This window comes from Aquabacterium soli, from assembly GCF_003933735.1.
Taxonomy (GTDB): domain Bacteria; phylum Pseudomonadota; class Gammaproteobacteria; order Burkholderiales; family Burkholderiaceae_C; genus Aquabacterium; species Aquabacterium soli.
The window spans coordinates 50,988-64,141 of record NZ_RSED01000010.1; the positions used below are offsets into that span (position 1 = coordinate 50,988).

The following is a 13,154-nucleotide window of genomic DNA, read 5'->3' on the forward strand; positions in this document are numbered from 1 at the left end:
CGGACACGGCCTGGGGACTCTCCGGATTCAAGCGGTACGCGTTTTCGCCGATACCTGAGCGACGGCCCGAGAGGCCGCCGCTCACCGCTTCATGTCCCTATTCCATCCCTCTTCCCGGCTGTCCCCCGACGATCCCCAACTGGTCCGCCAGATCAATGCCGAGCGGGTGCGGATGCTTTACGCCCCGACCGTGCTGATGGTGGGCATGAGTTCGGCGTTCTCGCTGGCCCTTGCCATGATCATGGGGCCCTCCGTCGGCTGGCCCACGGCCATGCTCTGGGCCGTGCTGTGCCTGGCCGCCGGTGGCGTGCGTCTGTTCAACGACCGCGCCTACCGCCGCGCCGAAGACCGGGACGATCCGCGCTGGCTGCGCACCTTCGTGATGGCCGTGGCACTGCATGGGGCCTGCTGGGGCCTGGCCGGCGTGATCCTGATGCCGGTGCAGGACATGGTCACCGTGGCCGTGGTCGTGGCCACGCTGATCGGTGCAGGCTCCATATCCACCTTCGCCCTGCAGGCCCACGTGGCGCCCAACCTGGCGATGAACGTGCCTCTGATGCTGCCGGCCGCGCTGATGCTGCTCACGCGCATGGACACCTACGGCCTGTTCGGCGCCGTCGGCATCATCAGCCTGGTGGTGGTGATGCTCAGCGAAAGTCGGCGCGCCGAGCGGCGCATCAGCGAGCTGCTGTGGCTGCGCTTCACCACCGACCGCATCGCGCAGGAGCGCGCCGACGCGCTCAAGCTGGCCCAGCGCCACAGCGCCGTGAAGGACCAGTTCCTAGCCACCATGAGCCACGAGATGCGCACGCCGCTGCACGGCATCCTGGGCCTGTCGCAACTGATCCAGCAGCGCCTGCCGCCGCGCCCCGGCGTGCTCGGCGATGCGCGCCAGCACGCGGCCCTGATCCAGCGCTCGGGCGAACACCTGCTCTCGCTGATCAGCGACGTGCTCGATTTTTCCCGCATCGAGGCCGGCAAGCTGGCCATCGACCGCAGCGTGTTCGACCTGCGCCAGGTGCTCGACGACGTGCTGGGCCTGTCGCGCGTCACGGCCGCCGGCCGCGGGCTGCCGCTGATCGAGGACGTGCGCCTGCCCCGCCCCTGCCTGGTCGAGGGCGACCCGGCCCGGCTGCGCCAGGTGCTCTACAACCTGCTGGGCAACGCCATCAAGTTCACGGAGACCGGCGAGGTGCGCCTGACGGTGGCCCGGCGCGTCGGCATCGACATGGGCAGCGGGCTGCCCGTGCCCGGCCCTGCGGGTGATGATCCCACGCAGATCCGCATCGGCTTCGAGATCGCCGACACCGGCGTGGGCATCCCGCCCGACCAGATCGACCGCATCTTCGAGGCCTTCCAGCAGCTGGACAACAGCTTCGGCCGCCGCCACCAGGGCACCGGCCTGGGCCTGACCATCTCGCGCGAGATCGCCCGGGCCATGGGCGGCGACATCACCTGCCAGAGCGCGCCCGGCAAGGGCTCGGTGTTCACGCTGGGCGTGCCCCTGCCCCAGGCCGCTGGCGATGCCAGGGCCGAGGTGCTGCCCACCTGGACCGCCGGCCCCACGGCCCACGACGACCTGGACACGCAGCCCGCCCAGGCCACGACAGTGGACACCCGCCAGGCGCCGCCGATCACCCGGCCGGGGGGCCTGGACGACGCGCCGCAAGGCCCGCTGCCGCCCCTGTCACTGCAAGGGCGCGTGCTGCTGGTGGAAGACAACCCCGTCAACGCCCTGGTGGCGCAAGCCGGCATGAGCCAGCTGGGCCTGGACGTGACGCTGGTGACCGACGGGCAGCAGGCGCTGAGCCTGCTCGTGCCCGGGCCGCATGAGTTCGACCTGGTCCTGATGGACTGCCAGATGCCCGTGCTCGACGGCGTGGAGACCACGCGGCGCCTGCGTGCCCACGAGGATTCGATCGGCAGTCCCAATGTGCCGGTGATCGCCCTCACGGCCAATGCCATGCCGCAGGACCGCCGGCGTTGCGCCGCGGCCGGCATGGACGATCACCTGGCCAAGCCCTTCCGGCAGGAAGAGCTGCGGGCGGTGCTGGTTCGACACCTGCACCCCCGCCAGAGCGTCACTGCTTGACGGCTTCGATCTGGATGTCCAGCTTGATCTCGTCGGGGATGCCCGGCAGGCCGTAGGTGATGCCGTATTCGCTGCGCTTGATCGTGGTCTCGAAGTCGCCGCCGCACACCTCACGCTTGAGCATGGGGTTGTCGTAGCAGTTGAAGCTGGTGGCCTTGAGCGTGACGGGCTGGGTCTTGCCCAGCAGGGTGAGCTTGCCGACCACTTCGGTGACCTTGTCGCCATCGAACTTGAACTGGTCGCTCACGAAGGTGGCGGTCGGGAAGGCCTCGGCGCTCAGGAAATCCTTGCCCTTGAGGTGGCCGTCGAAGGGGCCGGTGCCGGTGTTGATGGAGCCGGTCTCGATGGTGATCTCGGCCTTGCCGGTCTTGGCGGCCTTGTCCAGCGTCACGGTGCCGGCCTTTTTGTCGAAGCGGCCGCGGTTGGTCGAGGTGCCGAAGTGCTTGGCCTCGAAGGTCACGAAGGTGTGGGTGGGGTCGATCTTGTAGGTCGCGGGGGCGGCCTGGGCGGCGCCGAAAGCAGCGGCCAGCACGGCGGCGGTCAAGGCAGACAGGATCGGGGTGCGTGTCATTGTGAGGCTCCTGGTGAAAAGGACGGGGTGAGGGGAAGGATCGGGCTGGCCGCAACGGCGCCACGGAAGGGAACAGGTTGGCGGCACGTGGCCGCCGGAAAATCAACGAAGCATCAAAGCGGGCCCAGGCCCTGCAGCTGCAGCTTGAAGCGCACCTGCACGTCGTTGGCCACGACCGAGGTGTCGGTCCATTCGCCTTCGCCGATCTTGAAATCAAGCCGCTTGAGGGTGAGCGTGCCCGTGGCCGTGGTGTTGGCGCCGGCCTGCGTGAGCGTGACGGGCACCACCACCGGCTTGGCCTGGCCCTTGATGCTCAAGGTGCCGGCCACCTCGAAGCGCCCGCCACCCAGGCCCTTGATGGCCGTGGACGTGAAGGTGGCCTTGGGGAACTTGGCCGTGTTGAACCACGGGGCCTTGGCCAGTTCGCCATCGGTCTCGGCGTTGATGGACACGCTGCCCAGCTCGATGCCGAAGGCCACCTTGCCGGCCTGCGGCTGCTTCGGGTCCAGTGCGATCTGCGCATCGAAACGCTTGAAGCTGCCCTGCAGTGGCACGCCGATCTGCGTGGCGGTGAAGGTGACTTCACTGCCCGCGGGCACCAGCTTGGCAGCGGCCGGCGCGGCGGCGGGCGCCGTCTTGGCCACCGGCGTGGCCGCATGGGCCGGCTGCAGGCTCAGGGCGAACAGGGCACCGCCGGCGAGGGCCAGGGCGGCCAGGCCGATGCGCAGCGTGCGCTTGGAGGAAGAGGCTTCTTGCAGGCGCAGGGCGCGGGCCTTTTGAACTGGGGTACGGATCACGAAGTTCTCCTTGTTGCGGGGCATCATCGTTCAACCACGGCCGGGCAGCATGCGTTCGAGCAGGCCGTCCCGGTCAATGACATGGTGTTTCAGCGCGGCGGCCACGTGCAGGGCCACCAGGGCGATCAGGGCGTAGGCAGACCACTCATGCACGGTCCACAGCAGCTTGGCCAGGCCATCATCTTTGGCCACCAGGTCCGGCAGGCGCAGCACGCCGAACCACACCACCGGGAAGCCCTTGGCCGAGCTGTAGGTCCAGCCCGCCACCGGCACGATAAAGAACAGCAGGTACAGCAGGTGGTGGGTGGCGTGGTAGGCCGCCTTCTGCCAGCCCGGCATGGCCAGGTCGATGGCCGCGGGCAAACCCGGAGGCCGGTGCGTCACGCGCCACAGCAGGCGCGCCACCGACAGCACCAGGATGGTCACGCCAGCCCATTTGTGCCAATTGATCAGTTGCAACTTGCGCAGCGAAAACGGCAAATCTCCCACATAAAGGCCCACGGCGAAGGTGCCGAGGATGGCCACGGCCAGCACCCAATGCAGCAACATGGCTGTGCGCGTGTAGCGCTTGGAGGATGGCAGGCTCATGGGGATTTCCTTTGCGAGGCTCGATGTCTGCAAGGTTAGTGAAAAACCATTCGCCAAGGTTGCATGGCCTTGTCGGGTCTGTTCAATGGATTTGAAGCATGCACAGGGCTACAGCCTGGACCCATTGTGCCGAAATCCCGAACAGCGGCCGATGACGTGCGCCATCGCCGCGCCATTCCCCACAGGAAGGTCCCCATGAAATCTTCGTTCTTCACGCGCACCGGCGACCTGTTGCTGGGCACCGAGCCCAAGCAGCGGCTGCGGATCTACCGCTCGCTGATGGCCGCCAGTGTCTACCTGATCTGCGTCGCCTTGCAGGGCTATGCCTGCGTCATCGGCTTCATGCACTGGGGCGATGCCGCCCTGCTGTCGGGCCTGATCGCACTGAACGTGCTGTTCTGGTACGGCGTGCTGCGCTCGGGCGTCAACGTGCGCTTCGCCGATCCGGCCCTCACCCTGCCGCAGATCCTGTCGGCGCTCACGGTGATCGCGGGCGCCTATGCCGTGACCGGCCCGGTGCATGGCTCCACCCTGATGCTGCTGGCGCTGGTGCTGGTGTTCGGCATCTTCAACATGAAGGCGCCCGACGCCAAGCTGGCCGGCATCTACACCGTGCTGCTGATGGGCCTGACCATGCTGATCAAGTCGGTGTCCGAGCCCGTCTACTACCCCATCCACCTGGAGATCGCGCACTTCGTGCTGGTGGCCGCCATCGTGCCGACCATCTCTTCACTGGCGGCCCAGTTGTCCAACCTGCGCGCCAAGCTGCAGAACCAGAAGGAAGAGCTGACGCAGGCGCTCAACCGCATCCAGGTGCTGGCCACACGCGACGAACTCACCGGCCTGTACAACCGCCGCCACATGATGGACGTGCTCAACCAGCACCAGAAGCGCCTGAACCGCTCCGGCCACCACCGCTTCTGCCTGGCCATCCTGGACATCGACTTCTTCAAGCGCATCAACGACACCTACGGCCACAACGTGGGCGACGAGGTGCTGCGCAACTTCGCCCAGGCCGCCGCCAGCGTGATGCGCGAGACCGACGTGGTGGCCCGCTGGGGTGGCGAAGAGTTCCTGGTGCTGCTCAACGACACGCAGACGGGCGCCGCCGCCATCGGCCTGGAGCGCCTGCGCGAGCACCTGCAGAAGACCCTGCTGGTCGAACGCCTGCCCGAGCTTCGCCCTACCTTCTCGGCCGGCCTGACCGACTACGCCCTGAGCGAACCTCTGCACGCCTGCATCGAGCGTGCCGACCGCGCCTTGTACGCCGCCAAGCATGGTGGCCGCGACCGCACCGTGGCCGTCGATGGCAGCGTAAGCGGACACCAGCACCACGAGAGCGGACAGCCCGCCGCCGTGGCCTGAAATCCTTCTTAAATGCACATGAAACAGATGGTGAACAGCTTGTTGTGACCTACCGACTTGTGCCACAGTAGAAAACCGCTGAGGACGCACCACCCCGTCCTGCAGCCGCGAGGAGAGGCACGCGCCACAACAATCAACGCGTGAAACGGGTGGGCTGCTTGGTCTGATCAGAGATGCCGAGTTCCCCTCCCGCAGTACCGCCGTCCCCGTCCCTTTCCGAGTTGGTCCAGCAGCTCAGTGCCGGGTACGTGCGTGGGGCGTCCTCCGCAGACCTCTTCGAGACCCTGCTGCCCGACCTGCTGGCCTACACCGGCAGCGCACTCGGATTCATCGGCCTGCCCGCCAGTGCGGCCGCTCCGGGCCGCCATGTGCAGGTCTTCACCTTGCAGAGCATCGACTGGCAGGCCAGCGCATCGGCTTCCATGATCCGTGCGGTCGAGCCCGCCCGCCTGGTGTTCCGCGATGTGGACACCCTGTTCGGCCAGGTCCTCAGCACCGGCCAGACCCTGATCGACAACCAGCCCCCGGCGGATCCGCCCGGCTGCAGCCACACCCCGCCCGGCTATCCCACCATCCAGAACTTCCTGGGCCTTCCGCTGCGCCATGGCGGCAAGCTGGTCGGCATGCTGGGCCTGGCCAACCGCCAGGGCGGCTTCGACCAGGCCCTGGCCCAGGCCCTGCAGCCGGCCGTGGACATGCTGGCCAGCATCGTGGGCGCCATCGAACTCGAGCGCGGCCAGCGTGAGGCCCTGCAGGCCCAGACCGCCGCGCAGGACACCCTCAAGCGCAACGAGGCCTACTACCAGCAGATCTTCGAGACCGCCGGCGTGGGCATCGCCCGCGTGGCCATCGATGGCCAGCTGCTCGATGTGAACCAGCGCTTTGCCGACATCTGCCAGCGCACCCGCCACGAGCTGCTCGGCCTGAGCGTGCAGGATTTCACCCACGCCGACGACCTGACCGTGCACACCGCGCTGCTGGAGGCCACCTTGCAGGGCCACCAGGACCGCTACACCATGGAAAAGCGCTACCTGTGCCCCAGCGGCGGCCACGTGTGGGTGCAGCTCAATGCGGTGCTGACACGCGACGAGGCCGGGCGCCCCAGCCATTTCGTCTCTGTCATCGAGGACATTTCCGAGCGCCGCCGCTACCAGGAGGCCATCCTCAGCGCCCAGACCGCCGAGCGCGCCAGCAAGGCCAAGACCGAGTTCCTCTCGCGCATGAGCCACGAGCTGCGCACGCCGCTCAACGCCATGCTGGGCTTCGCGCAGCTGCTGCGCGTCGATCCGCGCCACCCGCTCAATGATCCGCAGAAGCAGAAGGTGCGCCACATCGAGCAGGCCGGCGCCCACCTGCTGGCCATGCTGACCGACGTGCTCGATCTGTCCCGCATCGAGGCCGGTGCGCTGCCGCTGTCGCTTGAGGCGCTGCCGGTGGCCGAGGTGGTGCGCGAGGCCGCCACCATGGTTGGCACGCAGGCGCAACAGCAGGGTGTGCAGCTGATGCAGACACCGATCGATGCCCATCTGCACGTGCGCGCCGACCCGCTGCGCCTGCGCCAGATCCTGGTCAACCTGCTGAGCAACGCCGTCAAGTACAACCGGCCCGAAGGCCAGGTGCGCGTCGAGGTGCAGGTGCTCAAGCCGCACGTGCTGATCTCCGTGCACGACACCGGCCTGGGCCTGAGTCCCGAGCAGCAGGCCCACCTGTTCGAGCCCTTCAACCGCCTGGGCGCCGAGCGCTCGGGCGTGGAGGGCACGGGCATCGGCCTGGTGATCGTGCAGCGCCTGGCGGCGCTGATGCATGGCCGCATCGAGGTCAGCAGCGTGCTGGGCCAGGGTTCGGTGTTCCGCGTGGCCCTGCCCTGGGCGGCCAGCCCGGTGCGGGCCGATGACCGCACCGGCACGCGCAGCGGTTTTGGTGAACTGGCAGGCCTGGGCGTTGATGCCGATGAGCACCTGACCGTGCTCTATGCCGAGGACAACGTGGTCAATGTGGAGCTGGTGCGCCAGGTGATGCGCATGCGGCCCAACTGGCACCTGGATGTGGCGCTGTGCGGCGCCGAGGCGATCGAGATGGCGATGGCATCGCCGCCGGATCTGCTGCTGCTGGACATGCACCTGGGTGACATGACGGGACTGGATGTGGCCGACACGCTGGCGCAGCATGCACACACGATGGGGTTGCCCAAGGTGGCGCTGTCGGCGGATGTGATGCCGGATCAGTTGCGGGCGGCGAAGGAGCGAGGGTTCCTTGACTACCTGACCAAGCCGCTGGATGTGGCTCGGCTGCTGAAGCTGCTGGATTCGTTCAGTCCGCAGGAGGCTGAGGCGGGGTAGTGCTTCGTGCTTCGACGGGCAGTGCGCTTTGTCGTGGCAGCGCGGGGCACGGGATGTGGGGGCAGCCGTCCGGGCTTCATTGTTGGCGGTTTCGCCCTCGGCGAAACTGCCCTGTGCTGCTCACGGCAAGGTGGGGCCGCAGAACTCGCTACAGGCCCCGTGGGCCTTTCGCTCAAACAGCTGCGGCCAGTCAGTCAACGAAGCATGTGCTGCGCACATGCCCACCTTGCCGTTGCGCTGCTCGGCGCCAACAAGGCGCCCGGCCGTCGGCCCCCACATCCCTTTTGTGCCCCGCTGGTCGCGTGCGAAGAAGGCCGGTGCCAGTGCACTGTGGGCGCGAAACATCAGGCCCGTGGCAAAGCACTTTGGGCAGACGCCAGCCCGAGCAAGGCAAAGGACAACCCCCTCTGCATGCGGCGAGCGGGGCATCAAAGGGCTGAGGGGGACTCTGGACGGGCGCCTTGTTGGCNTGCATGCGGCGAGCGGGGCATCAAAGGGCTGAGGGGGACTCTGGACGGGCGCCTTGTTGGCGTCGCAGGCGCGCAGGGAGGGACAGGTCTGCCCCTCGCGAAGCGAGGGGATGGCGAGCATGTTTGAGGCCCGCAGGGCCGAGTTGCGCAGCCACCTGTCCCGTACGAGCACCGCAGAGCAGTCACGCCGCAGGCGGGACCGCCAACATTGAAGCCCGGCCAGAGTCCCCCTCAGACCCCGCCCCGCGCTCTCACGCCAAAGCGCCAGAACAAACGCAGGCCAAGGAAGCGTTAAAGCGCCAACCCGCTGAAGAACCGCCCACCGTGGAACACCAGCGGCACCGCCCCCACACGCCGGCGGCAATGCGTCACCTCACCCACGAAGATGATGTGGTCCCCCGCCTCATGCTGACTCCGGTTGTCGCATTCGAAGCTCGCCACGGCCCCATCGATCAGCGGCGCACCGCTCAACCCAGGCCGCCACGACACCCCCTCGAAGCGGTCGATGCCCTTGCGCGCGAAGCGCTCGGCCAGCACCCGCTGATCGGCCGCCAGCACATTGATGGCGTAGCGCCTGGACGCACTCATGGCGGGCAAGGAGCCCGACGTGCGCGACAGGCTCCACAGCACCAAGGGCGGCGCCAGCGACACGGAGTTGAAGGAATTGGCCGTCAGGCCAACCTTGCGGCCCTCATCGTCCACCGTGGTCACGATGGTGACGCCGGTGGTGAATTGGCCCAGCGCGGCGCGGAAATCCTCGGTGGAAAAGGCTGACATACGCCCTCAGTGTAGCCGGTACACCCACACACTCCGCGTTGGGGTCAAGGCGATGCGGGCCACCGCTTGCAGGCCCACGGCCTCGAACTCCAGGCTCACCAGCCAGGCGCCGGCCTTCAGTTCGCGGCGGGCCTTGTCGATCGCCTGTGGCATGGATTCGGGCCGCTGGAACACATAGACCAGGTCGAAATCGCCCCAGGGCTGCGCCCACATGTCGCCCCGCCGCACGCGCGCCCATGGGCAGCGCAGGCGGCAGGCCAGCGTCAAAGGCCAGCTCCACTCGGTGCCGTGCAACACGGCCTGCGGGTAGGCGCGGCGCAGCTCGCGCAGGCCATCGCCCAGGCCGCAGCCGGCGTCCAGCACCTGCGCGCCGGCAGGCAGGGGCGCATGCTGCGCCAGCCCGGCCAGTGCACCGACGGGCGTGGGGAACAGGGGCGCATCACGCCAGGCCCGCACCGGGTAGGCCAGCAGCAGCAGGCCCAGCGGCAGCAACCATGTCCAGGACCCTGGAGCCACCATGCCGGCCACGCCCGCCTGCTCCAGTCCTGTCACCACCGCCGACACCGGGAAGCCCGCCGCCACGAAGATCGCCCGCCAGCGTGTGGCAGCCACCGCAGGCCATTGCGCCAGCACCACGCCCAGCGCCGCGGGCAGCGCCAGCACGGCCCAGGCCGGCGCGCCGGCACTGTCCAGCGCCTTGCACAAGGCCCAGGCCAGCACCCAGGTCAGCAAGGCCGGCAAGGGCCAGCTGCGGTTCAGCAGTCGGTCAAGCGCAGCCATGCGCATGGGCTCAGCCTTGCGGCCCGCGCAGCTTGTCGATCAGGCCGTTGAGCTCGTCGAGCGAGCCGAACTGGATGGTGATGTCGCCTTGCTCGCCGCGCTTGGTGCGCCGCTTGACGTTGATCTCCACCTGCGCGGTCAGCAGGTCGGAGAGCTCTTCCTCCAGGCGCAGCACATCGCGCGACTTGTCCTGCTTGACGCGCAGCAGCGGCGTCTGGCGCCCTGCCCCGCTCAGTTTGGCGACCAGCTTTTCGGCATCGCGCACGTTGAGCTTCTTGCCCGCGATCTCGTGCGCGGTGGTGATCTGCACAGCCTTGTCCAACGGCAGCAGCGCACGGGCATGGCCCATGTCGATGTCGCCGGCCATCAGCATCGATTGCACCGGATCGGCCAGGTTCAGCAGGCGCAGCAGGTTGCTGGCGGCGCTGCGGGAGCGGCCCACGGCCTGCGCAGCCTGCTCGTGCGTGAGGCCGAACTCCTGCGTCAGGCGTTGCAGGCCTTGCGCTTCTTCCAGCGGGTTCAGGTCTTCGCGCTGGATGTTCTCGATCAGCGCCATCACGGCGGCGGCCTCGTCGGGCACCTCCTTGACCAGCACCGGCACCTCGGTCAGGCCGGCCAGCTTGGCCGCGCGCGAGCGGCGCTCACCGGCGATGATCTCGTAGCGCCCACTGCCGATGGGCCGCACCAGGATGGGCTGCATGATGCCCTGCGAGCGGATGCTCTCGGCCAGCTCGTACAGCGAGCCCTCGTCCATGCGCGTGCGGGGCTGGTACTTGCCGGCCTGCATCAGGTCCAGGCGCAGGGTGGTGGGCGCGCCAGGCAGGGACTCGGCGGCGGGCGTGTCGCTGACCTTGGGGCCCAGCAAGGCCTCGAGGCCGAGGCCGAGGCCCTTGGTTTTCTTGGTGGCCATGGGTTGGTGTGTCGGGAAGAGGTGGCGCAGCGTGCAAGACGGTGCACAGGCGCAATCGCCGATGGTAGCAAACCCCTTTGCTGATCGGCATTTCCGGGCCGACTCAATGTTCGCGGATCAGCTCCCACACCATGCGCACCAGTTCGTCCTCGAAGGCCTGGGTGCCCAGCAGCGGCGAGTTCTCCAGCGAGGCCGCGCGGATGGTGCCGATCACCGCGCGAGTGGCCACGAACAGCAGGGCTGGCGTGGGCGGGCGCAACCCGGGCTCGCGCGCCTGCACCTGGGCCCAGGCGATGGCGATGTGCTCGGCGCCCTCGCGCTGCGCCTGCGCCACCGTGTCCACATGGTCCATCTGCCAGGCCAGCTTCACGATGGCCCGGTTGAGCGAATTGCCCAGCCCGAAGGCCTGCACCAGCGCGCGGATGCGCAGGCGCAGGCCTTCCAGGGGCTCCTCGCGGCCGGCCATCACCTCCACCAGCACGGCCTGCATCTCGGCCATCACGCGCTCGCGCTCGTCCACGATCATCGCGTGCAGCACCGCCTCCTTGCTCGGGAAGTACTGGTAGAGCGTGCCCACCGAGAAACCAGCGGTACGGGCGATCTTGTTGGTGCTCAGGCCGGCCAGCCCCTCCTGTTCAATGATCTGAGCAGTGGCTTTGAAGATCATCCGCACGGTGTGCTGCGCCCGGCCCTGCACGGGGGCCTTGCGCATGGTTTTCTCCTGGGCGGGGGTGGTCTGTCGGGGTCGGGCCATGGTGTCGATCAAAAACTGAGCAGTTGCCGAGCCGCAAGCGAGTTGCCACGGCGTCAATACCTGAATAATATTCAGTTTCAGAACAAGATGCACACCACGTTGAGCAGGAGACGCACATGGACGAACGCAACCCCACCCTGACAGCCCGCCTGAGGCGCCTGGACGAGCTGCCCGGCCCGAAGGGCTGGCCGCTGGTGGGCAATGCCCTGCAGTTCGACCGCCCGCAGGTGCACCGCGACATGGAGGCGCTGGCCGAGCAGCACGGCCCCTGCTTCCTGGTGCGCTTCATGGCCACGCCCATCCTGGTGGTGGCCGACCACAGCCTGTCGCAGCAGATCCTGCGCGCCCGCCCGCACGATTTCAGCCGCTCGCGGCGCCTGGCGCGCGAGATGCGCGACATGCGCCTCACGCCCGGCCTGTTCAACGCCGAGGGCGAGGTCTGGCACCGCCAGCGCCGCATGGTGATGGCCGGCTTCACGCCGCAGCGTGTGCGCGCCTACTTCCCGGTGATGCTCAAGGTGCTGCACCACCTGCAGACCCGCTGGCAGCGCGCCGCCGCCCAGGGCAGCGCCATCGACCTGCAGGGCGACCTGATGCGCTACACGGTCGACACAATCACCGGCCTGGCCTTCGGGCAGGAGGTCAACACCCTGGAGGCCGAGGGCGACGTGATCCAGCGCCACCTGGACGTGATCTTCCCGGCCCTGTTCAACCGCCTGTTCGCCCTGGTGCCCTACTGGCGCGCCTTCAAGCTGCCGTCCGACCACGCGATGGAACGCAGCGTGGCCGAGGTGCACCGTGCCATCGCCGGCTTCATGGCCCTGGCCCGCCAGCGCCTGCAGCAGGATCCGGCCCGGCGTGAGGCCCCGCCCAACCTGCTGGAGGCCTTCCTGGTGGCCGCCGAGCAGGAGGGCAGCGGCGTGACCGACGACGACGTGGCCGGCAACGTGCTGACCATGCTGCTGGCCGGTGAGGACACCACCGCCAATACCCTGGCCTGGATGATCTGGCTGCTGCACCGGCATCCCGGCGTGCGGGCCCGCGCGCGCGACGAGGTTCGCCGGGCCGCCCCCCGTGGCATCGCCGATTTCACGCCCGAACTGATCGACTCGCTGGACTACCTGGAGGCCTGCGCCCACGAGACCATGCGCCTCAAGCCCGTGGCCCCCTTCATGCCCGTCGAGGCCCTGCGCGACACCGTGGTCGGCGACATCGCCGTGCCCGAAGGCACGCTGATCTGGAACGTGATGCGCCACGACAGCGTCTCCGACCAGCACATGGCGCACGCGGCCGAGTTCCGCCCCGAACGCTGGCTGGCGGACGCCAACCCCGCGAAGGGCCTGTCCATGCCCTTCGGCAGCGGCCCGCGCATCTGCCCTGGGCGCTACCTGGCGCTGGTGGAGATCAAGATGGCCATGGCGCTGGTGCTGTCGGCGTTTGAAATCGACGATGTGCGGACCGCCGATGGCGGCGAGGCGGTCGAAACCATGGCCTTCGCGATGGGCCCCTCGCCACTGACCTTGCGGCTGCGTCCGGCCCATGCGGACGCCCTGGCCTGACCCCGCCCTGTCCAGGCGGCGCAGCACTGGCCGAGCGCCGCTGGCCTGTCGCCAGACACCGTCACGGACAAGCCTGGCTTGACGCCGCAGGCCGGGTGGTGTTTGATGGCGTGGTACGTTCCATCGAGCGTCTTGCAATTGCCTATGGCCGC

General features: G+C 68.3%; 11 protein-coding genes. 4 read left to right on the forward strand and 7 right to left on the reverse strand.

Annotation, left to right across the window (positions count from 1 at the left end):
• Positions 1–91: 91 nt before the first annotated feature.
• Complete coding sequence (locus tag EIP75_RS13820) at positions 92–2,092, forward strand: ATP-binding protein (protein ID WP_125243873.1); 2,001 nt, start codon at positions 92–94, stop codon at positions 2,090–2,092.
• On the opposite strand, the gene EIP75_RS13825 is transcribed toward EIP75_RS13820, so the two are convergent.
• From EIP75_RS13825 to EIP75_RS13835, 3 genes are all read right to left on the reverse strand, one after another.
• Complete coding sequence (locus EIP75_RS13825; RefSeq protein WP_125243874.1) at positions 2,082–2,663, reverse strand: YceI family protein; 582 nt, start codon at positions 2,661–2,663, stop codon at positions 2,082–2,084. The two genes, EIP75_RS13820 and EIP75_RS13825, sit on opposite strands and share 11 nt — an antisense overlap.
• Positions 2,664–2,776: 113 nt before the next feature.
• A complete protein-coding gene (locus EIP75_RS13830) occupies positions 2,777–3,340 on the reverse strand; it encodes a YceI family protein (protein WP_420797169.1) in 564 nt (187 codons plus the stop codon).
• Positions 3,341–3,490: 150 nt separating this feature from the next.
• On the reverse strand, positions 3,491–4,048 hold the full coding sequence (locus EIP75_RS13835; protein ID WP_125243875.1) for a cytochrome b: 558 nt from the start codon (positions 4,046–4,048) through the stop codon (positions 3,491–3,493).
• Positions 4,049–4,243: 195 nt separating this feature from the next.
• On the opposite strand from EIP75_RS13835, the gene EIP75_RS13840 reads away from it, so the two are divergent.
• Positions 4,244–5,413 (forward strand): GGDEF domain-containing protein, encoded by a 1,170-nt coding sequence (locus tag EIP75_RS13840; protein ID WP_158622853.1) that lies wholly within the window; start codon positions 4,244–4,246, stop codon positions 5,411–5,413.
• Positions 5,414–5,586: 173 nt separating this feature from the next.
• The gene (locus tag EIP75_RS13845) at positions 5,587–7,752 is read left to right on the forward strand and encodes an ATP-binding protein (RefSeq protein WP_125243877.1); all 2,166 of its coding nucleotides are present in this window, start codon (positions 5,587–5,589) and stop codon (positions 7,750–7,752) included.
• Positions 7,753–8,513: 761 nt separating this feature from the next.
• Here EIP75_RS13845 and EIP75_RS13850 read toward each other — a convergent pair.
• The 4 genes from EIP75_RS13850 to EIP75_RS13865 all read right to left on the reverse strand — a co-directional run bounded on the left by EIP75_RS13850 (position 8,514) and on the right by EIP75_RS13865 (position 11,443).
• Complete coding sequence (locus tag EIP75_RS13850) at positions 8,514–8,999, reverse strand: flavin reductase family protein (RefSeq protein ID WP_125243878.1); 486 nt, start codon at positions 8,997–8,999, stop codon at positions 8,514–8,516.
• A 6-nt stretch (positions 9,000–9,005) separates the two neighbouring features.
• A complete protein-coding gene (locus EIP75_RS13855) occupies positions 9,006–9,779 on the reverse strand; it encodes a class I SAM-dependent methyltransferase (protein WP_125243879.1) in 774 nt (257 codons plus the stop codon).
• Positions 9,780–9,789: 10 nt separating this feature from the next.
• Positions 9,790–10,689 (reverse strand): ParB/RepB/Spo0J family partition protein, encoded by a 900-nt coding sequence (locus tag EIP75_RS13860; protein WP_125243880.1) that lies wholly within the window; start codon positions 10,687–10,689, stop codon positions 9,790–9,792.
• A 103-nt stretch (positions 10,690–10,792) separates the two neighbouring features.
• The gene (locus EIP75_RS13865; RefSeq protein ID WP_233584857.1) at positions 10,793–11,443 is read right to left on the reverse strand and encodes a TetR/AcrR family transcriptional regulator; all 651 of its coding nucleotides are present in this window, start codon (positions 11,441–11,443) and stop codon (positions 10,793–10,795) included.
• Between the two features lie 116 nt (positions 11,444–11,559).
• On the opposite strand from EIP75_RS13865, the gene EIP75_RS13870 reads away from it, so the two are divergent.
• Positions 11,560–13,002 carry a cytochrome P450 gene (locus EIP75_RS13870; RefSeq protein ID WP_125243881.1) on the forward strand — a complete coding sequence of 481 codons (1,443 nt, stop codon included), beginning with the start codon at positions 11,560–11,562 and terminating at the stop codon, positions 13,000–13,002.
• Positions 13,003–13,154: the final 152 nt, after the last annotated feature.